The organism is Pseudomonas sp. N-137 (assembly GCF_034555295.1).
In the GTDB taxonomy this organism is placed as follows: domain Bacteria; phylum Pseudomonadota; class Gammaproteobacteria; order Pseudomonadales; family Pseudomonadaceae; genus Aquipseudomonas; species Aquipseudomonas rhizophila.
Map to the genome: position 1 here is coordinate 142,360 of NZ_JAXUDQ010000026.1, position 19,928 is coordinate 162,287.

The window sequence follows — 19,928 nt, forward strand, 5'->3', positions numbered from 1 at the left end:
TGCGTGCATATAGATAACATGTTAACTATTGCCGTACAAAAACAATAAGCCACTGCGGAGAGCGCCATGAGTATGCATCAGGTTGGGCAAGACGGGCTGGAGACCTGGAACCGGGATCTGCGCGCGACTTGCGGCCATTTCGAGACGGAACTGGCCTTTAATCGCGCGCTGTTTATCGGTGAGGTGTCGAATTTCTTCCGTGGCGGTCTTTCCCTCGCCAACTTGCGTACCAACGCTGGCTGTATCAAGCGTCACTCGCCAAATCCCGACCACGATGACGACCAGGATTGCTTCCTGGTCAGTCAGCGCAGTGGATACTCGCGCATTACTCAGAACGGCCTGAGCATCCAGCTGGCGCCCGGCGAACTGCTATTGATGGATTCGGTGGGCTCGCTCGAGATCAGCCCGTTCGGCCTGATTGAACACGCGGTGTTGTCTCTGTCCCGCCAGGATGTGTCCAGGAAACTGGGCGGGGAAACCCGGACCTTCGGCAAGATCTCCTCGCGCAAGGCTTGTGGGCGCATGTTGCACGTCTTGATGGATCAGCTGTGCAAGGACACTCCCGACGGTGAGGGCGCCACAGGAGAAGGCGAAGCCTTGCAGAATGCGTTTGTTTCGCTGCTCGGTTCGGCCCTGGAACAGGGCACCGGATCGGAGGATGACGGCGTTGCGTTGCAAGGCAGTCACTTGCGCAGTTATGTGCAGAAAGTCATCGACGAGTCCCTGGCCCAGCCCGGCTTGAGCCCGGTGGGCCTGGCCAACCGTCTGAACATTTCGGTGCGCCACCTGTACCGTTTATTCGAAGAACAGGATGACAGCGTCTGCCGCTACATCCAGCGGGCCCGGCTCAAGCGCAGCGCCGATGACCTGACCAATCCGTTCCTGCGGGACGAATCCATCACTTCGATCGCCTACAAATGGGGCTTCACCGATTCGGCCCATTTCAGCCGTTCGTTCAAGAAACAGTTCGAGCTATCGCCCAAGGAATTTCGTGCCAGCCATCTGCAACAGGTACAGGGGGTGGTTTGAGTGGTGGGCGCATTCAGGGTCGGCTCAAGCTGACCCACGGCTATCGCGAGCAGGCTCGCTCCCACAGTGGATGGGGGGAGGATGGGGCTGTGGGAGCAGGGCTGCCGGTGATGACGGCTGCGTCGACATCATCGCCAGCCGACGCACCGCTCCCACACGCTCAAACTTCGGGCAAGGTCGAGCCGCCGTCCACCACCAGGGTTTGTCCGGTCACATACGCGGCCAGGTCCGATGCCAGAAAGAGCATGGCGCCGGCGATGTCGGACGGGGTGCCCAGGCGTCCCAGCGGTACCCGACGGGCGATGTCTTGATTGACCGCATCATCCCCCAGGTTCGCCATGGCCGGTGTCGCGATCATCCCGGGTTCGACGCCGTTGACCCGGATATGCTCACTCGCCAGTTCCAGTGCCGCATTGCGGATGAACCCGTTGACTCCGGCCTTGGACGCCGCATAGTGACTGAGCCCTGGATAAGCCACCCGCGGGCCGGTGACCGAGGAGGTCACCAGCACGCAGCCCTGGCCCTGCCGACGGAACATCGGCAATGCTCCCTGAGTCAGCCAGAACAGCGCCGAAAGGTTGACTGCCAGCGTGCGCTCAAGCATCGCTGGTGTGATCCCGGCAAAGGGTGTCAGGGGAAAGTACCCGGCGTTGTGCACCAGAACATCCAGCCTCCCCAGACGCTGCTCCAGATCAGCCATCAGCGTACTGATCGCCGTTGCATCGGCCAGGTCCACGCCCACGGCCTGTACCTGACAACCTGTAGCGGTCAATTCGCTCGCCACCGCCTCGGCCTGTGCCAGGTCCAGGTCAGCGATCACCACACGGCCCCCACGCCAGGCGAAGGCTTCGACGATGGCCCGGCCTATACCCTGGGCACCGCCTGTGACCAGCACCGTTTTTGCGCTGAAATCCAGATCATCAGGCATCCATGACCTCCATCCGGCTGAAGGCCAGGGTTGGTACGTCTACGATGCTGGAGCCACCGTCGACCACCAGTGCCGCGCCAGTGATGATCGAGGCTTGATTCGAGGCCAGGAAGCGACACACATGGGCAATCTCCAGCGCGCTGGCGGGCCTGCGCAATGGCACGTCCGCGCAGACCCTGTCGTAGGCCTGCTGCAGCGTTTCGCCGTGAAACTGCATCAAGACCTGCATTTCCTCATCAGCCATCGGCGTGCGCACCCAGCCCGGGCAGACGGCGTTGACCCGCACCCCGCGCGGGCCGTAATCGCGCGCCAGGGAGCGGGTCAGCCCCAGCAGCGCGTGCTTGGCGGTGGTATAGCCGCAAACTTGCGGGCCTGCCGCCAACGACGCGATGGATGCGATCAGCACAATGTTGCCAGCGCTTTCCTGCAGCAGCGGCAGGCACGCCCGGGCGCTGTAGAAGGCGCTGTCGAGATTGCTGCGCATGGCCGCTTCCCAGGTCTGCGGGCTGGTCTGGGTGGCGCTGCCCAGGCCCATGCCGCCAGCGCAGGCCAGCAGCACATCGAGCCGGCCATAACGCTCGCGGATCTGTGCGACGAAGCCGTCCCAGGTCGTCGGGCACGCGGCATCGCCCACCAGCACCAGGCCGCCTATTTCCTCGGCCAGTTGCGCCAGAGGTTCGCGGCGTCGGCCGATCAGCACCAGGTTGGCGCCGTCAGCGGCATACAACCGGGCGCAGGCGGCACCGATGCCAGTGCCCGCGCCCGTGATCACGATGGTGCGCAATTCAGGCATCGGGATATTCCGTCCGGTTGAGAACCTGGCAGTAGGAACTGACGGGGAAATTGGAAAACTCATCGAAAGACGCGCCGGCATAACCGAAAATCTTGCCGTCGCTGCGGTGCTGATGCATGTCGATCAGCACCAGGCCCAGGGTCGGGATGATCTTTTCCCGCCAGACGAACAGGTACAACTGATCGGCGATCTTGTAGGTGTCACACCGGTCGGTATCGCACAGGCCCTGTTCGACACCCTTGAGGCACTGCCAGGAATAGAACCGGTCGTTGAGATAGATGTGTTCGTAGACTTCGCTGGGGCTGTAGCGATACAGGTTGCGCAGGCCCACCAGTTCGGTGGTCGGTGCATGTGGGCACAGGCCCTGCTGCCAGGGGCGGTCGAGACTGCCGTGAAGGAACTCCACTTTCACGCCCGTCAGTGGCTGGCCGGCCAGCGCGCGGCTGTACAGACCTTCGCGAGTTTGTTCTTGCCCGGGCATGCTGCCGATCACTGCGGTGAACGCCGCGTGAGCGGTATCAAGTACCAGGCTGACCGACCAGGGTTGTGCGCCTTCGTGCTTGACGAAATCCACCAGGTAGAGGCCTGGCCGCACCGACGTGGCCCGATAAGGCGCGGTGCCGCTGGAATGACCATCGGCTGCGTTCCATGACAGGGTTTGCTGTTCGAAGCGGTGTTCGATCTGCCAGCCATTGGCGAAATTCAGGGTGAAGGTCTTACCGTTCAGGTCGGCCAGGTTCGGCAGGATGAACGCTTCAGGGGCAAAGCCGTCGGCCAGGGCGCCGACGGTGATCCAGTCTGTAGGTGTGGTCATTGCAAGACTCCGGTTGGATGAGATAGCCACCCGGATCATGGCGCCTTGCGCGGGGCTGGCCCATCAACCGAATGGTTGAACCGGCACAGGCAATGGCTTAGAGGAACAGGCTGCTGACCAGCTCGGTTCGATTGCTCACGCCGGTCTTGCGAAACAGGTTGATCAGATGCGTCTTGACCGTGGGCAGGCCGACGTCCAGCTCTCGGGCCAACTCTTTGTTACTGACGCCCTGGCGCAGCAGCAACGCTATCTGGCGTTCCTTGGGGGTCAGGCTACTGAGCGAGTCGTCCTGCGGCGGCAGGTTGGCGACGGCCAGTTGCAGTAACGCTTGCAGCGCTGCGAGCTGCGTCAGTTGCTCGCTGGTGAAGACGCCTTGCTCGGCGGTGCGCAACAAGGAAATAGCCGCTTGAGGCCGACTGCCCCAATGGGCGAAGACTTCCACCACATCCACCACGTCGTAGCGCTGTAAAAAATGGCGGTAGCGATGGCTGTCACGGATTGGCTGGCGGGCCATGGCCAGCCCAAGAGGCACCACGGCCAGGTCGCTGGAAACGTAGTTGCGCGGCTGCAACGGATCGAACTGGCGATAATTGTCCAGATAGTCGCGATGCATCTCGCCGCTCATGCCATGCAGGCTGAAGTCATGGGCTTGCAACTGTCGGTCGACGCAATAGAAGGCCGCTCGACTGGCGGGAACGAGCTGGGTGAACGCGTGCAGGCAATGGCCGGCGATGTCCTGGGAGGGGATGACGTACATGCTCGCAACCTTCGCCAAGAGGGCTGCCGGTGAATCCGGCAGCCGGGTCCGGTCAGACTACCGCGAAGTAGTGTTTGACAAAACTTTCGCTGACCACTTCCCACAATACCGGCGTACCTTTGGTCACGAACCAGCTGTCGCCGGCCTTGTAGCGGGTGCTCTGGCCGCTGGCTTCATCGGTCAGCACCACTTCGCCAGTGACCACGGTGGCCTGTTCGGCGAACGGATAAACCATTCGGAACTTGCCCTTGGTCGTGCCGAAGTAGGCGCTGCTGACCGCATCGGTGGGGGCGCCGAAGGTCATTTTGCCGAAGGCTTTGACTTCGCCTTCGAGAATCTGCGAACCGAGATCGGCGACGGTGCCCCAGGCGTCCAGGTCGGACAGCTGGATGTCTTTCTTGAGGTTGATAAGGGGCATGGCAGTGACTCCTGATGAGTGAAAAAAACAGCGGGTATGTATGTCTAGTACCGGTCCGTGAAGGCGCTGGGATCTGTGGGAGCGCCTAACTGACTGGCATCATGGCCATCAGCGACGGCCATTCCAGTAACCCGACAGCTGGTGCCAGGACTTGCCGGCGGTCAGCAGCAGTGGACGGATGGCGTCCTTGCCGATGATGGTCGGACGCCTGACGGAGCTGACCAGGTCGTAGCGCGCCGAGCCTTCGCTCATGCCTTCGGCCAGCACCTTGCAGATGATGTGGCTGGGGGTGACGCCAAAGCCTGAATAGCCCTGGACGAAAAACGCATTGCTGCGGCCGGGCAGGGTGCCGATCTGCGGAAACAGGTTCGGGCTGCACGCCATCGGGCCGCCCCAGGCCAGGTCGATCTTCACGTCCTTGAGGTACGGGAAAATCTTCAGCATCAGGCGCCGATTCCAGGCCTTGAGGTCCTGGGGGATGTGTTCTATCAACGGCGTCGCCGCACCGAACAGCAGGCGGTTTTCATTGGTGACGCGGTAGTAGTCGATCACCGGGCGAATATCGCTGTAGGCGCCGCGAATCGGGCTGATGCGCTGGATCAGCTCCTCCGACAATGGCTCGGTCATCATCTGGAAGGCATAGGTATTGATGGTCGAGCGATGCAGCTCCGGCTCCAGTTTGTTGAGGAAGCTGTCGCAGGCCCACAACAGCTTGCTGGCCTTGACCGAGCCACGCCCGGTGCGCACGGTGATGCGCTCGCCGTAGCTGACTTCCAGGGCCGGACTGTTCTCGAAAATCCGCACGCCGTGGCTGACCAGTGCCTTGGCTTCGCCCAGCAACAGGTTCAGCGAATGCACGTGCCCGCCGCCCATGTGCAGCAATGCACTGCTGTAGGCCTTGGACCCGATGATTTGCTGCACGTCGGAACCGCCGAGAAAGCGGATCTCATGCTTGCTGTTGATCGACTTGAAGTCTTTTTCCCAGGCCCGCAGGGTTTTTTCCTGGCGAGCGTTGAAGCCCATGTAGCCGTAGCCATGGCAGAAGTCGGCATCGATGTCGTACTTGGCGATGCGGTCCTTGATGATGTCCGCGCCCAGATCGCTGATCTCGAAGACCTGCCGCAGCCCGTCTTCTCCCACATCCTTCTTGATTTTTTCCAGGTCATGGCCGATGCCGGCCATGATCTGCCCGCCATTGCGCCCGGTGCCGCCGAACCCCAGGTAACGCGCCTCCAGCACCACGATATTGGTAATGCCTTTTTCAGCGAGTTCCAGCGCGGTATTGATGCCGGAGAAACCGCCGCCAATCACCACGACGTCGGCTTCCACGTCCTGTTCCAGGGTTGGGAAACTGAGGTTGTATTTCTTGGTGGCGGTGTAATAGGTGGGCGTTTCGATATTGATCATGACGCAACCTGACAAAGTGAAAAGAAACGCCGTGACAAGCGCCTTCGCAAGACACTGCACGCGATGGCCCTATTAAGAGCCCTGGTGCTGGCGCCTGTCTTGATCATCCGTGCCGGCGGATTTGATCGAGCGCGCCATGGCAGTGAAGGTCGCACCGTGGAAAGTACAATCTTGGGTCTGGAAGGTGCATTTTTCAGTTGCCCCGGATTACCCATACTGAACGGGCCTTAATCACTGATTCCGCCATTTCTGCAGCACCGGGTTGCCGGGCAAAGGCGGGATCGGCAGATGCCAATAATAAAAGAGCCCGTCCATGAAAAAGCCAAATCCGTTGCTCGAAGACCTCAAGCCTATCCTGCCGGTCATTGCCGCCAATGCCTTCCAGGCAGAGAAGGACCGTAGCGTTCCTGTCGAAAATATAGCCTTGCTCAAAGGTATCGGCATGCACCGGGCTTTCCAGCCGAAAAAGTACGGCGGCATGGAAATATCGCTACCGCAGTTCGCCGACTGCATCGCGTTGCTGGCCGGCTCCTGCGCCAGCACCGCCTGGGCCATGAGCCTGTTGTGCACCCACAGCCATCAATTGGCAATGTTCCCGGCCAAAACCCAGGAAGAAGTCTGGGGTGACGATCCCGATGCGACTGCCAGTAGCAGCATTGCACCTTTCGGTCGCACCGAGGAGGTCGAGGGCGGTGTGATGTTCAGCGGCGAAATGGGCTGGAGCAGCGGCTGTGACCATGCCGAGTGGGCGATCGTGGGATTTCGCCGCAAAAATGCCGAAGGAACCCAGGACTATTGCTTCGCGGTGCTGCCTCGCAGCGATTATGAAATCCGCGATGACTGGTACGCGGTAGGCATGCGCGGCAGTGGCAGCAAGACCTTGATCATCGACAACGCGTTTGTGCCGGAACACCGGATTCAGAAAGCCAAGGACATGATGGAAGGCAAATCCGCCGGGTTTGGCCTGTACCCCGACAGCAAGATTTTCTACTCGCCGTATCGCCCGTATTTCGCCAGCGGTTTCTCCACCGTGAGCCTGGGTGTGGCGGAACGCATGCTAGAGGTTTTTCGCGAGAAAACCCGAACCCGCGTGCGCGCCTACACCGGCGCGGCGGTCGGCGCCGCCACTCCAGCGCTGATGCGCCTGGCCGAGTCCACTCATCAGGTGGCGGCAGCCCGGGCGTTTCTGGAGAAAACCTGGCAAGAGCATGCCGAGCACAGTGAGCGCCACCAATACCCCAGCCGCGAAACCCTGGCGTTTTGGCGGACCAACCAGGGGTACGCCACCAAAATGTGCATTCAGGCAGTGGATCGCCTGATGGAAGCAGCCGGGGGTGGCGCCTGGTTCGAGACCAATGAACTGCAACGACTGTTCCGCGATGCCCATTTGACCGGTGCTCACGCCTACACCGACTACGACGTCTGCGCGCAGATTCTGGGCCGTGAACTGATGGGCCTGGAGCCCGACCCCACCATGGTTTGACCGCCTGCTCGCTGAGCCTGGCTCATATAAAAACAATTGAGGCCGTCGACTGAGGCGGCCGGGAGTCTTGTATGTCTGATGTGTGCGATAGCGCTTTCGACACCCGTGCGTTTCGCCGGGCCCTGGGTAACTTTGCCACTGGCGTGACCGTGGTCACCGCGGCCGCCGAAGATGGTCGCAAGGTCGGTGTGACGGCCAACAGTTTCAACTCGGTGTCCCTGGATCCGCCGCTGATTCTCTGGAGCATCGACAAGCGCTCCAGCAGTCACGGTGTGTTCGAGGCCGCCAGCCATTTTGCGGTGAACGTGCTGGCCGCCGATCAGATCGACCTGTCGAACAACTTCGCTCGGCCCAAGGAGGATCGGTTCGCCGAGATCCAGTTCGAGGCCGGGGAGGGAGGTGCTCCGGTGTTTGTCGATTGCTCGGCGCGTTTTCACTGTGAAAAATTCCAACAGGTCGATGGCGGTGATCACTGGATCATGATCGGTAAAGTCGTGGCGTTTGATGATTACGGCCGCTCACCGTTGCTCTATCACCAGGGCGCCTACTCGATGATCTTGCCCCACACCCGCATGACCAAACGGGAGGAGGGACAGTCCCCCAGCAGTCACTTCCAGGGCCGTTTGAGCCACAACCTGTATTACCTGATGACCCAGGCGCTGCGGGCCTATCAGGCCAGTTACCAGCCGCGCCAGCTGTCCACCGGGCTGCGCACCAGCGAAGCACGGATGTTGATGGTGCTGGAAAACGATGCAGGGCTGAACCTGTGCGACCTGCAACGGGAAGTGGCGATGCCGGCGCGTGAGATCGAAGAGGCCGTGGCTAACCTCAAGCGCAAGGGCCTGGTCACCGATGAGGGCGAGCGAGTGCGTCTGACCGTCAAGGGCGTGGACGAAACCGAAGGACTCTGGGCAATTGCCAAGGAGCAGCAGGACAAGGTATTCGGCCAGTTCAGCGAGCAACAGGTGGAGCATTTCAAGGCCGTGCTCAAAGGCGTCATCAAAGGCGCTTGAGTTGTTACAGGGGTTCAAGCGCGACACTCAGCCTTGTGGCGAGGAGAGAAATCCCTTCGCCCCAAGGTAACTTGGCGCCGAAGCTGTTAAGATTTAGTTAACTCATTAACTAAATTTCCTCGCGAACACACCTATGCCCAAACCGCGCCAATCCTTGACCCTCACCCTTCTACAGGCCCGTGAAGCGGCCATGGGTTTTTTCCGTCCCTCCCTCAACCAGCACGGTTTGACCGAACAGCAATGGCGAGTCATCCGTATCCTCAGCCAGCACGACGAACTGGAGATCAATCGCCTGGCTGAACTGGCCTGCATTCTCAAACCGAGCATGACCGGCGTGCTGACGCGCATGGAAGCGGCGGGCATGGTGGAACGGCGCAAGGCCGAACAGGATCAGCGGCGGGTGCTGGTGCGCCTGGCGCCGCAGGGGCAGGCGAGCTTCGATTCGATGAGCCAGAGCATGGAAGAGAATTACCAGCGTTTGCAGGGCAAGTTGGGGGAGCAGAAGTTGCAGACGTTGCTGGAGTTGCTCAATGACCTGAAAGCGATCAGGCGTTGAGATCCCGGGTTGGTTAACGTCTGTGGGAGCAAGGCTTGCCCGCGATGAAGGCACCGCGGTCTCTCAGAAACCGAGGTGCCGGTTTCGCGAGCAAGCTTTGCTCCCACAGGCCCCCTCTCCACAGAGGTTTGTGTTGCTATCAGTACACACCTCTAGCCGCAGGTTTTGGTGTGTCTTTGAACGTCGCCGCAAGGCTTTGCAAACCGCGCATCAACACGGTTGTATCCACCCCCACCGCGACAAACCCAGCGCCCAGCTCGATATAACGCCGGGCGAGCTGTTCATCGGCGCTGAGAATCCCGGCCGCTTTGCCGGCCTGGCGGATGCGGGCGATGGCGTCCTCGATGGCGGCTTGCACGGTCGGATGCCCGGGATTGCCACGAAAACCCATGGACGCGCTCAGATCCGCCGGACCTATGAAGACCCCGTCAACACCTTCCACTGCGGCGATGGCATCCAGGTTGGCCAGGCCCTCGCGGCTTTCGATCTGCACCAGCAGGCACATCTGTTCGTCGGCCTTATCGAGGTAACCGGCAATACTGTTCCAGCGTGATGCACGGGCCAGCGCACTGCCGACGCCTCGGACGCCTTGAGGCGGGTAGTGAATGGCGCGCACCAGTTCGCGAGCCTGGCCGGCGCTTTCGACCATCGGCACCAGCAAGGTTTGCACACCGATGTCGAGCACCTGTTTGATCAATGCGGTGTCGCCGACCACTGGGCGGATCACCGGTTGGCTGGGGTAGGGGGCCACGGCCTGGAGCTGGCCGAGCATCCCGCGCACATCATTGGGCGCGTGTTCGCCGTCGATCAACAACCAGTCGAAGCCGGCGTTGGCCGCCAGTTCCGCACAGTAGGCGTCGGCCAGGCCCAGCCACAGGCCAATCTGCGCCTCACCGCTGCGCAGCCGTTGCTTGAAGGTATTGATGGGCATGTCCATGAGTCAGTCTCCGATCAGACGAAACGGCAAGCGATGGAACCGAGCATGTCGTAGTCGACATGGAAGGTATCCCCCGGGTTGGCCGCCACGGGACGGGTGAAGGAGCCACCTAGAATGATTTGCCCCGGCTGCAGGGTGACGTCGTAGGCCGCCAGTTTGTTCGCCAGCCAGGCCACGCCTTTGGCCGGGTGATTGAGCACCGCTGCCGAGACGCCGGATTCCTCGATCACGCCGTTGCGGTAGAGCACCGCAGGCACCTTGCGCAGGTCGATTTCAGTGGGGCGCACCGCGCGCCCGCCCATGACCACGCCGGCGTTGGCGGCATTGTCGGAGATGGTGTCGAAGACTTTGCGGGTGGCCTTGCTTTGTGGATCGATCTGCTGGATGCGGGCATCAATGATTTCCAGTGCCGGGATCACCCATTCGGTGGCGTCCAGCACGTCGAATACCGTCACGTTCGGGCCTTTCAACGGCTTGCCGAGGATGAACGCCAGTTCCACTTCCACCCGGGGCACGATGAAGCGCTCGAACGGGATGTCGGTGCCCTCGTCGAAGAACATGTCATCGAGCAGGGCACCATAGTCCGGCTCAGTGATGTTCGACGAGACCTGCATGGCCCGGGAGGTCAGGCCGATCTTGTGGCCGACCAGCTTGCGGCCGTCCTTGATCTTTTGCGCAACCCAGGCGCGCTGGATGGCGTAAGCGTCGTCCAGGGTGATATGCGGATGGTCGAGGGAAAACTGCCGCACCTGTTCGCGCGAACGTTCTGCGTGGTCGAGGCGGGCGGCGGCCTGCTGGATGAGGTTTTGATCGAGCATGAAGAGCATCTCTTATTGAGGGTTGACGATGGCGGCCTGGGTGCGAAGCACCAGCAGGCCCCCCACGGCGATGAGCAGCGCCAGCACATAAAGGGCCAGGCTGGCGCTCTGGGTGGTGTCGCGCATCCAGCCGATCAGATAGGGCGCCAGGAATGAGGCAATGCTGCCGAAGGAGCTGATCAGTGCGATGCCGGCGGCCTGGGTGCTGTTGGACAGGAAGGCCGGTGGCAGTTGCCAGAACATCGGCAACGCTGCACTGGCACCCATACCCGCGATGATCAGGCCACCCAGTACCAGGGTTGGGCTGGTGGGTGAGAGACCGGCGATGGCAATGCCTGCCGCCGCCATCAGCAGCGGTACGCAGAGGTGCCAGCGCCGTTCGCGATGGCGGTCTGACGAACGGCCGCAGCCGATCATGAAAAAGCAGCCGGCCAGATACGGCACGGCGCTGAGCAATCCAACCTGACCGTCACTGCCGATTCCGGCGCCGTGAATCAACGTGGGCATCCAGAAAGCCAGGGTGTTCACCGCCAGCATCACGGCGAAATACACCGCCACCAGCAACCAGACCTGCGGGTTGTTGAGAATCGCCGAGAACGAGGTGATGGATTTGCGTTGTTCTTCAACGCTCAGTTGCGCGCGCAATTGCTGTTTGGCTTGCGGTGTCAGCCAGTTGACCGTCTCGAAACTGTCCGGCAGGCACTTGAGCACCACCAGGCCGAGCAGAATCACCGGCAGCCCTTCGATGACGAACATCCACTGCCAGCCGCGCAGGCCACCGAAGTCATGAAAGTGTTCAAGGATGCCGCCCGACAAGGGCCCGCCAATCACGCCGGCCATCGGCACGGCAATGGCAAACAGCGCGGTCACCTGGGCGCGGCGTCGTGCCGGGTACCAACGGTTGAGAAAGACCAGAATGCCCGGGAAGAACCCGGCTTCGGCCACCCCCAGCAGAAAGCGCAACACGTAGAACCCAGCGGCGCTTTCGATCAGGAACATGCCGGTGGACAAAGCCCCCCAGACCACCATCAGCGTGGCGATCCAGCGGCGCGGGCCGACCCGGTCCAGGGCGATGTTGCTCGGCACGCCGAACAGCGCGTAGGCGATGAAGAACAGGCCCGCGCCGAAGCCATAGACCGTGTCGCTGAACTGCAGGTCGGCGCTCATCTGCATCTTGGCAAAGCCAATGTTGATGCGGTCCAGGTGGGCGAAAAGGTAGCAGACCAACAGCAATGGCATCAGTCGCCAGGTGACGGTGGCATGGGTGCGGTCGTGGGCGATTGTGCCGGCAGTGTCGGCGGTATTGGCTGTGCTCATGATTTTGTACTTTTTGTCAGAGAGGCCGAAGGGCGAACGGGCAGGCGGGTTTAATGGGCCTGGGCGTTGAGGAAGGCGTGAACGTTGTTGGCCTTGAAGTTGAGCTGTTCGTGCAGCTCGATCATCTCGAACGACAGCGCCAGCAAGCGCTGGGCCTGGAGTTCGGCGAAGTGCGCGGTGATCACTTCAAAGAGCTTTTGCGCCACTTTCTGGCGGGTAGCCAGGTCACGGCCATGGCCGACCTTCAAGGTCATGTGGACGAAGGCATAGTCGTGCTTGCCGTCGGCCATGCGCCAGGTATCCAGGCGCACACCACGGCTGCGGATACCACCCAGGGGAAACACACCGCTGTCACCCAGCAGGGTGTGAACCTTTTCAAACAGGCCGGGCAGATCGGCCTGTTGTTCGATGTTGTCGGTGTATTCGGCAATGAAGTGGGGCATGGAGGCCTCCTGCGTCGGCAGCTGTGAGTGGCAAGCTTCAAGCGGCAAGTCGAGGGTGGTCGGCTGCCGCTGTGGCTCAAACTGGAAAAATGGCGTTGATCTGGCCCGTACCGGAACTGCCGAAAGGTTCGGTGATGATTTCGGCGGGTTTGGCATAGTCCGGCCCACCGAGCAGCCCCAGAAGCATGGCGGTGTCATGCATCTTGCCCTCACCGAAACAGTGCTCGGCGTAATCGGGCAGCATGGCGCAGAACTCTTTCCAGCGACCCTGGCGCCACAGCTCCACGACATGCAGGTCGACCTGTTTGTCGAACTCGCGCGTCCAGTTGTGGATGTTGGCTTCGGCATTGCGATCATCGGAAAAGCGGTGCGACAGCGAGCCGGAAGCCAGCACCAGCACCTTGCGATCACTTTTTTCGATGGCCCGGCGCACGGCGGCACCGAAGGTGAAGCTGTCTTGCAGACGGTGCCAGGCGCACCAGGCGGCAACCGACACCACGTTGAATTTCTGGTCTTGCGGAACATCCATGTGCATGTAGCGCATGGGCACCAGCGTGCCGTATTCCAGCTCCAGGCTCGGGATGTTGTGGGCCAGGGTGCGCACGTCGGCGGCATTGGCCTCGGCGGCGATCAATTCGCCCAGTTCCGGAGCGCCGGAGTATTCGTACTCCATGTTCTTGATGAAGTGCGGCAACTCGTTGCTGGTGTAGATGCCTTTGAAGTGCGCGCCACTGTTGACGTGGTAGGCGCTGTTGACCAGCCAGTGCACGTCAAACACCACGGCGGTGTCGGCGCCCAGTTCACGGGCGCGGCGACCGATTTCCTTATGGCCGGCAATGGCCGCTGCGCGGCAGCCGTGGTGTTTGCCCGGCAGCTCCGACAGGTACATCGAGGGAACGTGGCAGATTTTCGCAGCCAGGACGACTTCGCCCATGATGATTCTCCTGAAAAATTGTTCTTGTTGAATCTCGGATAACGGGTGAATCGGGTCTTGATGCTCTGGGTAGATCACTGCACTTGTGGCGAGGGGATTTATCCCCGCTGGGGCGCGGAGCGGCCCCTCAATAGGCCTGACACACCGAGTCGTCGGGTGTAGGGCTGCTGCGCAGCCCAGCGGGGATAAAAAATCCCCTCGCCACAAGGTTAATCACCCGATTTGTCTGTGATCATGCCCCCCAGCGCGGAATGTGATGCCCGCCCATGGAGATGCAGACGTTCTTGATCTCGGCGAAGACTTCAAAGCTGTACTGTCCACCTTCGCGGCCGGTTCCGGAACCCTTCACGCCGCCGAAAGGCTGGCGCAGGTCGCGCACGTTCTGGCTGTTGATGAACACCATGCCGGCCTCGATGCCATGGGCCAGGCGATGGGCCTTGCCGATGTCCTGGGTCCAGATGTACGAGGCCAGCCCATAGTCAGTCTCGTTGGCCAGTTGCAAGGCTTGTGCTTCGTCCTTGAACGGGATCAGGCACACCACCGGGCCGAAGATTTCTTCCTGGGCGATGCGCATGTTGTTGTCCACGTCGGCGAACACTGTCGGCTGGATGAACTGGCCGCGACTCAAGTGCGCCGGCAGGTTGGCCGGGCGCTCCAGACCGCCGGCCAGGAGCGTGGCGCCTTCTTCGAGGCCGATCTTGATGTAGCCGGTGACCTTGTCGTAGTGGGCCTGGGTGATCATCGAGCCGACCTGGGTTTTCGGGTCTTGCGGATCACCGACGATCAGGCGTTTGGCCCGGGCGGCGAATTCGGCCACGAACTGTGGGTAGACGCTTTCCTGGATGAAGATCCGGCTGCCGGCGGTGCAACGTTCGCCATTGAGCGAGAAGATGGTGAACAGCGCTGCGTCGAGGGCCCGTTCAAGGTCGGCGTCTTCGAAAATCAGTACCGGCGACTTGCCGCCCAGTTCCATCGAATACTTTTTCAGCCCGGCGGTCTGCATGATCTTCTTGCCGGTGGCGGTGCCGCCTGTGAAGGAAATCGCCCGCACATCCGGATGCCGCACCAATGCGTCGCCGGCCGTGGCACCGTAACCCTGGATCACGTTCAACACGCCGTTGGGAATGCCGGCTTCCACCGCCAGGCGCCCCAGCTCGTTCGCGGTCAGCGGCGACAGCTCGGACATTTTCAACACGGCGGTGTTGCCCAGCGCCAGGCACGGCGCGGTCTTCCAGGTTGCGGTCATGAACGGCACGTTCCAGGGCGAGACCAATGCACAGACACCGACTGGTTGGTACAAGGTGTAGTTAAGCATCTGGTCGTCGACCGGATAGGTGTGGCCGTCCATCCGCGTGCAGACTTCGGCGAAAAAGTCGAAGTTGTGGGAGGCGCGCGGGATCAGCACGTTCTTGGTCTGATGAATCGGCAAGCCAGTGTCGAGGGTTTCCAGTTCGGCCAGTTTCGGCACGTTCTGCTCGATCAGTTCACCGAGCTTGCGCATCAGTCGGGCGCGCTCCTTGGCCGGCGTGTTGGCCCACTTCGGGAAAGCGTCCTTGGCCGCAGCCACGGCCTGGGCAACTTCTTCGGCGCCGCCGCTGGCAACTTCGCCAATGGCTTCACCGGTGGCCGGGTTGTAGTTGACGAACACATCTTTGCTTTCGACCTCACGGCCGTTGATCCAGTGCTTGATCATGCTGCTCACGCCTCTTTACGGGATGCGAAGAACTCGGCTTCGCTGACAATTCGATTGACCAGGCGGCCGACGCCTTCCACTTCCACCACTACTTCATCACCGGGCACCACGTCCGCCAGACCTTCGGGTGTGCCGGTGGCGATCATGTCGCCGGGCTGCAGGGTCATGAAGCTGGACAGGTATTCGATCAGGTAGGGGATGTCGAAAATCATGTCGCGGGTCGAGCCTTCCTGGCGCAGTTCGCCGTTGATCCAGGTACGCAATTTCAGGTTGCCGGGGTCCGGTACATCGGCCACATCGACCATCCACGGGCCGACAGGTGTGGTGGCATCACGGTTTTTCACCCGCAGGTTGGGGCGGTAGTAGTTTTCCAGGTAGTCGCGGATCGCATAGTCGTTGCACACGGTGTAACCGGCCAGGTAACCCAGCGCGTCCTCGCGCTTGACGTTGCGCGCGGCTTTGCCGATGACCGCCACCAGCTCGCACTCGTAGTGCATGTAAGCGACGTTGTCGGGGCGCCAGGTCATCTGGTTGTGGCCGGTGTAGGTGCCCGGGGATTTGATGAACGCCAACGGTTCGGTTGGCGGCTTGAACGCCAGTTCGGCGGCGTGATCGGCGTAGTTCAGGCCCAGGGCGAACATGCTGCCGGTGGCCGGCGGCAACCACTGGACCTGATCCTCGGCCAGCAGCCTACCGTCGGCCAGGCGAACGGCGTTGTGAGCTTCAACGGTGACCGTGTGGACCTGGCCTTCAAAACCAATGCGCGCGTGTTTCATGAACGTGCTCCTGTGTGCTCGGCCACAACGCTATTGACGAGGCGGCCCAGGCCGCTGATCTCCACTTCGACGCGATCGCCAGGCACGACATCAACCCGGCCCTCGGGCGTGCCAGTGATCAGAACGTCGCCGGCATGCAACGTCATGAACTCGCTGATCTCGGCGATCAATTGGGGAATGTTGCGAACGAAATTGGCCGTGTTGTTGTGCTGGCGCACCTCGCCGTTGACGTACAGCCTGATTGTCAGGCTATGGGGGTCGGCAACGTTGGCCGTGGGCACCAGTTCAGGCCCGATGGCACAGAAGCCGTCCCGGCACTTGGCCTTGACGGCGGGGCGGTAATAGCTGTCTTCCGGCAGGCTGAATTCATTGACCACGGTATAGCCGGCCACATAGTCCAGTGCTTCGGCGGCGCTGACACGGCTGGCCGACTTGCCCATCACCACGCCAAGCGCGGGCCCCGGTTGCAGCCGCTGGCCGTGACCTGGATGAACCACGTCGGCGTCGTGCCGGTTGCGGGTGTTGGGTGTCTTGATGAACAACACCGGTTTGACCGGCGGCTTCTGGTAAGGCGGTTGCTCGAACTCGGCGAGGCGCTGTTTCAGCAGCCCCTGATAGTTCAGTGCAACCCCAAACAGGGTGCCGGTCGCGACGTCATGCAGGGCACGGCTCATGCTTGTCTCCTGGCAGCGGCAGAGATGAGGGCTCTGCAGATATTGTTAATGTGTTAACAGTTATAATTAAGATGTTAACTATCGTCAAGCGTGGCAGAATCACCGGACACTGGTTGCCCTCGGGAAATCGGCGCAGGATGAATCCAAGCCGCTGCCTGAATCAGAATAAAAAACGAGAAATGCGTGATGACTGACCGTCAGCCAATCCCCAACATCAACATTGGCCAGGTGTACGACCAGCGTTACAGCGATGCCGAGGTTCACTACGATCGGCTTGCCAACCTGGCGGGTTTCTTCGGTCGCAATATGCCGGTGCATCGGCATGACCGTTTCTTTCAGGTTCACTACGTGAAAAGCGGCGCCGTACGGGTGTATCTGGACGACCAGCAATACGTCGAATCCGGGCCTATGTTTTTCCTTACGCCACCCACCATTCCCCATTCCTTTGTGACCGAAGCCGACAGTGACGGGCATGTGTTGACCGTTCGTCAGCAATTGGTGTGGCAGTTGATCGACGCTGATCCGAGCCTGGCGCCGGCGGGTGTGCAAATGCCTGCGGCCTGCGTTGCGTTGGCGCAGTTGGGGCCGGAACAGGCGGGGGAGGTGCGGCGACTGGAGTACCTGTTCGAGGAGCTGAGCGAGGAGGTCTGTGCCGAGCGGCCGGGGCGCAGCGCGGCGCTGGACGGTTTGACGCGGCTGATCATGATCAGTCTGCTGCGTCTGTGTTCCAATTCTCTGCAGGCACGACCGGCCCGGCATGAGGACCTGAAGATTTTCCACCGCTTCAATGAGCTGATCGAAGCTCACTATCTGCAACATTGGCCGTTGTCGCGCTACGCCGAGGGCATCGGCGTCACCGAGGCGCGGCTCAACGATGTGTGCCGACGGATCGCCGACCTGCCTTCCAAGCAACTGATCATGGAACGGCTGATGCAGGAGGCCAAGCGGTTGCTGTTGTTTACCGGCAGTTCAGCCAATGAAATCTGCTACCAGCTCGGGTTCAAGGACCCGGCGTATTTCAGTCGTTTCTTCCAGCGCTACGCCCGGCTCACACCAGGGGAGTATCGCCAGCGGCAATCGGGGTTGCGTTGAGCGTCGCTGCTGGTGGAGCACTCGCCACCGGCGTCATGCAGCCGTCCAGTGCGCGGCGTTGTTTCTTGCAGCCGCTTGTCCGCAACACTAAGCTGCCAGCTCGTCCATCCAAACAGTCCGAACATGGCCAACCCCAGACCTTCATTGACACTGACCCTGTTGCAAGCGCGCGAAGCGGCCATGGCTTTTTTCCGCCCGGCGCTGAACCAGCATGACCTTACGGAACAACAATGGCGGGTGATCCGTATCCTGCATCAGCAAGGAGAGCTGGAGAGCCACCAGCTCGCTCATCAGGCCTGCATCCTCAAACCCAGCATGACCGGTGTGCTCAGCCGTCTGGAGCGTGATGGGCTGGTGCGTCGGCAGAAGTCGAGCCAGGATCAGCGTCGGGTTTTCGTAGGGCTGACCGAGCGTGGGCAGCAGTGCTTCGTGTCGATGAGTGAGGGGATGGAAAGCAACTATCGCCGCATCGAAGACCAGTTTGGTGAAGAAAAGATGCAGCAACTGTTGGCGCTGCTCAACGAGCTGAAGAACATCAAGCCGTGAGCCAGGCAAACATTCGGGGTGAGAGGGCAAGCTCCCTAACCCCGAATAATCCATTGCGCTGAGACTTCGATCCAAACTCGGCACGGCTATCGGCAACTCTTAAGCGTTGCGTTCGCGCAGTTCCTGAAGACGATCAGCGCCACCCTCGGCCACGCGGTTCTGAAGCAGACGATCGGAGCCACCTTCAGCCACGCGGTTCTGAAGCAGGCGATCGGAGCCTCCTTCGGCTACGCGGTTCTGGCTCAGACGATCGGAGCCGCCTTCAACCACCAACTGTGCAGCCTGACCCTTCGCCGCTGCACTCATGGCCGTGGCCGAAGCGATGTTTGACAGGCCGAGCCCGCCCATCAGTGTCAGAGCGATTGCCAGGGACGAAACTTTCGAGAAAGTGAACATGGTGATTCTCCTTGCGCTTGATTGAGTGGGCCGGTGGCAACGGGTGTGCTGCTGTCCGGTGATCACAGTTAAACGCGAAGGTGTATCGACGTTGTGTGTCGGCAAGGCTCGAAGTCAGCGATTTCGTATCAACTCGCCGTTCATATACACAGCGATACAAATCTATGGGGCCAGGCCAGGACGAAGGCCTCGAGCCATGATCACGGCTTGGCCAAGGATTGCTCCAGCTGCTCCACCAACTCAGGCGTCAGGTAATGTGGGCCGTCGAACAGGTACAGCGGATAGCCGGCATAGGCGGCCAGTTGGGGTGTGAGTTCGGCAACCGTGGCCGAGCGAAAGCCGCCGCCGAACTTGGGGCGGAAGGCTTCGACGATGATCCGCACGCGATCCTTCCCGAGCCGGTCACGCAGGGTGTCGGCGTAGTCCCGGGCCACCGGGGCGGTGCGGGCGTAGACGCCGACGCCATCCTGGAAGAACACGCCAATATCGTCCGGCAACCATTGCTTGAGCCAGTCGGCAGTGGCGGCGGGGCCGATGTTGGCGCCGTCGTAGACGCTGATCCACAACGGGCGCGGCAGCTTGGCCAGCAAGGCGGGCAGTTCCTTGGCGCGAGACCAACTGGGATCGACCTCGGCCGGAAAGTACCACCCGGTCACGTGCAGTGGCGTCGGCAGTTGCGCAATGCGCTCCGACACCGTGGCCAGTTGCTCGATGTTGTCCCTGGAGCGGTTTTCACTGAAATGGCCGGCCAGCCCGAGGATGACATCCTGGGCCCAGGGCGCCTTGGCAATGCGCGCCCAGTCAGGCAGTAGCGGCACGCTGGGCAGGCCGGTGCCGGGCACGAAGGCCTGGTCATCCACCACCGTCCATTGCACCAGCAGCTCGCGCACCCCCAGCTTTTCCCACTCGCCTTTGATGCCCACGGTCTGGTTGTCTGGCTGCCAGACGATGCCAACGATGTCCGGTGCAACCTCCTGGTTCATCATGTAATACGTCCCTGTGCCTGCGCCGAGGGCCGTGGCCAGCGAGAGCGCCGCCACAGCCGTGCGACTGATGATATGGCCGAAGATTTTCAAGCGAACGTCTTCCTGCAATTGCACATCA

At 61.2% G+C, this 19,928-nt stretch carries 22 protein-coding genes; 6 read left to right on the top strand and 16 right to left on the bottom strand.

The window, feature by feature from the left end:
• Positions 1–66 precede the first annotated feature (66 nt).
• Complete coding sequence (gene feaR, locus T3A99_RS18155; RefSeq protein ID WP_139050440.1) at positions 67–1,029, top strand: transcriptional regulator FeaR; 963 nt, start codon at positions 67–69, stop codon at positions 1,027–1,029.
• Positions 1,030–1,189: 160 nt separating this feature from the next.
• On the opposite strand, the gene T3A99_RS18160 is transcribed toward feaR, so the two are convergent.
• From T3A99_RS18160 to T3A99_RS18185, 6 genes are all read right to left on the bottom strand, one after another.
• Entirely contained in the window at positions 1,190–1,957 is a 768-nt protein-coding gene (locus T3A99_RS18160) for an SDR family oxidoreductase (RefSeq protein ID WP_274090842.1), read from the bottom strand.
• Entirely contained in the window at positions 1,950–2,750 is an 801-nt protein-coding gene (locus T3A99_RS18165; RefSeq protein WP_322834650.1) for an SDR family oxidoreductase, read from the bottom strand. The genes T3A99_RS18160 and T3A99_RS18165 overlap by 8 nt, the downstream gene beginning before the upstream one ends.
• A complete protein-coding gene (locus T3A99_RS18170) occupies positions 2,743–3,564 on the bottom strand; it encodes a molybdenum cofactor biosynthesis F family protein (RefSeq protein ID WP_322834651.1) in 822 nt (273 codons plus the stop codon). Before T3A99_RS18170 ends, T3A99_RS18165 begins: the two co-directional genes overlap by 8 nt.
• Positions 3,565–3,661: 97 nt before the next feature.
• Positions 3,662–4,321: a helix-turn-helix transcriptional regulator gene (locus T3A99_RS18175; RefSeq protein ID WP_107321711.1), complete on the bottom strand. Its 660-nt coding sequence runs from the start codon at positions 4,319–4,321 to the stop codon at positions 3,662–3,664.
• Positions 4,322–4,373: 52 nt separating this feature from the next.
• Positions 4,374–4,739 (bottom strand): cupin domain-containing protein, encoded by a 366-nt coding sequence (locus T3A99_RS18180; RefSeq protein WP_047229912.1) that lies wholly within the window; start codon positions 4,737–4,739, stop codon positions 4,374–4,376.
• A 108-nt stretch (positions 4,740–4,847) separates the two neighbouring features.
• Positions 4,848–6,146: an NAD(P)/FAD-dependent oxidoreductase gene (locus T3A99_RS18185; RefSeq protein WP_047229911.1), complete on the bottom strand. Its 1,299-nt coding sequence runs from the start codon at positions 6,144–6,146 to the stop codon at positions 4,848–4,850.
• Between the two features lie 313 nt (positions 6,147–6,459).
• On the opposite strand from T3A99_RS18185, the gene T3A99_RS18190 reads away from it, so the two are divergent.
• From T3A99_RS18190 to hpaR (T3A99_RS18200), 3 genes are all read left to right on the top strand, one after another.
• A complete protein-coding gene (locus tag T3A99_RS18190) occupies positions 6,460–7,629 on the top strand; it encodes a p-hydroxyphenylacetate 3-hydroxylase oxygenase component (RefSeq protein ID WP_047229910.1) in 1,170 nt (389 codons plus the stop codon).
• 71 nt (positions 7,630–7,700) lie between these two features.
• Complete coding sequence (locus T3A99_RS18195; protein ID WP_047229909.1) at positions 7,701–8,642, top strand: p-hydroxyphenylacetate 3-hydroxylase reductase component; 942 nt, start codon at positions 7,701–7,703, stop codon at positions 8,640–8,642.
• Between the two features lie 133 nt (positions 8,643–8,775).
• A complete protein-coding gene (gene hpaR / locus T3A99_RS18200) occupies positions 8,776–9,198 on the top strand; it encodes a homoprotocatechuate degradation operon regulator HpaR (protein ID WP_047229908.1) in 423 nt (140 codons plus the stop codon).
• A 139-nt stretch (positions 9,199–9,337) separates the two neighbouring features.
• Here hpaR (T3A99_RS18200) and hpaI read toward each other — a convergent pair whose 3' ends face one another.
• From hpaI to T3A99_RS18240, 8 genes are all read right to left on the bottom strand, one after another.
• Complete coding sequence (gene hpaI, locus T3A99_RS18205) at positions 9,338–10,135, bottom strand: 4-hydroxy-2-oxoheptanedioate aldolase (RefSeq protein WP_107321713.1); 798 nt, start codon at positions 10,133–10,135, stop codon at positions 9,338–9,340.
• 14 nt (positions 10,136–10,149) lie between these two features.
• Entirely contained in the window at positions 10,150–10,953 is an 804-nt protein-coding gene (gene hpaH / locus T3A99_RS18210) for a 2-oxo-hept-4-ene-1,7-dioate hydratase (protein WP_047229906.1), read from the bottom strand.
• A 12-nt stretch (positions 10,954–10,965) separates the two neighbouring features.
• Positions 10,966–12,270 (bottom strand): MFS transporter, encoded by a 1,305-nt coding sequence (locus T3A99_RS18215; RefSeq protein WP_047229905.1) that lies wholly within the window; start codon positions 12,268–12,270, stop codon positions 10,966–10,968.
• Positions 12,271–12,320: 50 nt separating this feature from the next.
• Entirely contained in the window at positions 12,321–12,713 is a 393-nt protein-coding gene (locus T3A99_RS18220) for a 5-carboxymethyl-2-hydroxymuconate Delta-isomerase (RefSeq protein ID WP_047229904.1), read from the bottom strand.
• Positions 12,714–12,789: 76 nt separating this feature from the next.
• Positions 12,790–13,647, bottom strand: a complete 858-nt coding sequence (gene hpaD / locus T3A99_RS18225) for a 3,4-dihydroxyphenylacetate 2,3-dioxygenase (RefSeq protein ID WP_107321714.1) — start codon at positions 13,645–13,647, stop codon at positions 12,790–12,792.
• A gap of 232 nt (positions 13,648–13,879) precedes the next feature.
• A complete protein-coding gene (hpaE, locus tag T3A99_RS18230; RefSeq protein ID WP_047229902.1) occupies positions 13,880–15,340 on the bottom strand; it encodes a 5-carboxymethyl-2-hydroxymuconate semialdehyde dehydrogenase in 1,461 nt (486 codons plus the stop codon).
• Positions 15,341–15,345: 5 nt separating this feature from the next.
• Entirely contained in the window at positions 15,346–16,116 is a 771-nt protein-coding gene (locus tag T3A99_RS18235) for a fumarylacetoacetate hydrolase family protein (RefSeq protein WP_107321715.1), read from the bottom strand.
• Entirely contained in the window at positions 16,113–16,790 is a 678-nt protein-coding gene (locus tag T3A99_RS18240; RefSeq protein WP_047229900.1) for a fumarylacetoacetate hydrolase family protein, read from the bottom strand. Before T3A99_RS18240 ends, T3A99_RS18235 begins: the two co-directional genes overlap by 4 nt.
• Positions 16,791–16,976: 186 nt before the next feature.
• Between T3A99_RS18240 and hpaA the strand changes: the two genes are divergently transcribed.
• Positions 16,977–17,882 carry a 4-hydroxyphenylacetate catabolism regulatory protein HpaA gene (gene hpaA / locus T3A99_RS18245; RefSeq protein WP_076385117.1) on the top strand — a complete coding sequence of 302 codons (906 nt, stop codon included), beginning with the start codon at positions 16,977–16,979 and terminating at the stop codon, positions 17,880–17,882.
• Positions 17,883–18,005: 123 nt separating this feature from the next.
• On the top strand, positions 18,006–18,428 hold the full coding sequence (gene hpaR / locus T3A99_RS18250) for a homoprotocatechuate degradation operon regulator HpaR (RefSeq protein ID WP_047229898.1): 423 nt from the start codon (positions 18,006–18,008) through the stop codon (positions 18,426–18,428).
• A gap of 99 nt (positions 18,429–18,527) precedes the next feature.
• Here hpaR (T3A99_RS18250) and T3A99_RS18255 read toward each other — a convergent pair whose 3' ends face one another.
• Entirely contained in the window at positions 18,528–18,824 is a 297-nt protein-coding gene (locus T3A99_RS18255; RefSeq protein ID WP_047229897.1) for a hypothetical protein, read from the bottom strand.
• A 200-nt stretch (positions 18,825–19,024) separates the two neighbouring features.
• Positions 19,025–19,900, bottom strand: a complete 876-nt coding sequence (locus T3A99_RS18260; protein WP_274090846.1) for a hypothetical protein — start codon at positions 19,898–19,900, stop codon at positions 19,025–19,027.
• Between the last annotated feature and the right edge of the window lie 28 nt (positions 19,901–19,928).

What these genes read in the sequence shown, in the direction of transcription:
- hpaI (WP_107321713.1), bottom strand. Translation starts at nt 10,135, where the DNA reads ATGGACATGCCCATCAATACCTTCAAGCAACGGCTGCGCAGCGGTGAG.
- feaR (WP_139050440.1), top strand. Translation starts at nt 67, where the DNA reads ATGAGTATGCATCAGGTTGGGCAAGACGGGCTGGAGACCTGGAACCGG.
- T3A99_RS18215 (WP_047229905.1), bottom strand. Translation starts at nt 12,270, where the DNA reads ATGAGCACAGCCAATACCGCCGACACTGCCGGCACAATCGCCCACGAC.
- hpaR (WP_047229898.1), top strand. Translation starts at nt 18,006, where the DNA reads ATGGCCAACCCCAGACCTTCATTGACACTGACCCTGTTGCAAGCGCGC.
- T3A99_RS18235 (WP_107321715.1), bottom strand. Translation starts at nt 16,116, where the DNA reads ATGAAACACGCGCGCATTGGTTTTGAAGGCCAGGTCCACACGGTCACC.
- hpaR (WP_047229908.1), top strand. Translation starts at nt 8,776, where the DNA reads ATGCCCAAACCGCGCCAATCCTTGACCCTCACCCTTCTACAGGCCCGT.
- T3A99_RS18160 (WP_274090842.1), bottom strand. Translation starts at nt 1,957, where the DNA reads ATGCCTGATGATCTGGATTTCAGCGCAAAAACGGTGCTGGTCACAGGC.
- T3A99_RS18175 (WP_107321711.1), bottom strand. Translation starts at nt 4,321, where the DNA reads ATGTACGTCATCCCCTCCCAGGACATCGCCGGCCATTGCCTGCACGCG.
- hpaA (WP_076385117.1), top strand. Translation starts at nt 16,977, where the DNA reads ATGACTGACCGTCAGCCAATCCCCAACATCAACATTGGCCAGGTGTAC.
- hpaD (WP_107321714.1), bottom strand. Translation starts at nt 13,647, where the DNA reads ATGGGCGAAGTCGTCCTGGCTGCGAAAATCTGCCACGTTCCCTCGATG.
- hpaH (WP_047229906.1), bottom strand. Translation starts at nt 10,953, where the DNA reads ATGCTCGATCAAAACCTCATCCAGCAGGCCGCCGCCCGCCTCGACCAC.
- T3A99_RS18170 (WP_322834651.1), bottom strand. Translation starts at nt 3,564, where the DNA reads ATGACCACACCTACAGACTGGATCACCGTCGGCGCCCTGGCCGACGGC.
- T3A99_RS18165 (WP_322834650.1), bottom strand. Translation starts at nt 2,750, where the DNA reads ATGCCTGAATTGCGCACCATCGTGATCACGGGCGCGGGCACTGGCATC.
- T3A99_RS18255 (WP_047229897.1), bottom strand. Translation starts at nt 18,824, where the DNA reads ATGTTCACTTTCTCGAAAGTTTCGTCCCTGGCAATCGCTCTGACACTG.
- T3A99_RS18220 (WP_047229904.1), bottom strand. Translation starts at nt 12,713, where the DNA reads ATGCCCCACTTCATTGCCGAATACACCGACAACATCGAACAACAGGCC.
- T3A99_RS18195 (WP_047229909.1), top strand. Translation starts at nt 7,701, where the DNA reads ATGTCTGATGTGTGCGATAGCGCTTTCGACACCCGTGCGTTTCGCCGG.
- T3A99_RS18240 (WP_047229900.1), bottom strand. Translation starts at nt 16,790, where the DNA reads ATGAGCCGTGCCCTGCATGACGTCGCGACCGGCACCCTGTTTGGGGTT.
- T3A99_RS18185 (WP_047229911.1), bottom strand. Translation starts at nt 6,146, where the DNA reads ATGATCAATATCGAAACGCCCACCTATTACACCGCCACCAAGAAATAC.
- hpaE (WP_047229902.1), bottom strand. Translation starts at nt 15,340, where the DNA reads ATGATCAAGCACTGGATCAACGGCCGTGAGGTCGAAAGCAAAGATGTG.
- T3A99_RS18180 (WP_047229912.1), bottom strand. Translation starts at nt 4,739, where the DNA reads ATGCCCCTTATCAACCTCAAGAAAGACATCCAGCTGTCCGACCTGGAC.
- T3A99_RS18190 (WP_047229910.1), top strand. Translation starts at nt 6,460, where the DNA reads ATGAAAAAGCCAAATCCGTTGCTCGAAGACCTCAAGCCTATCCTGCCG.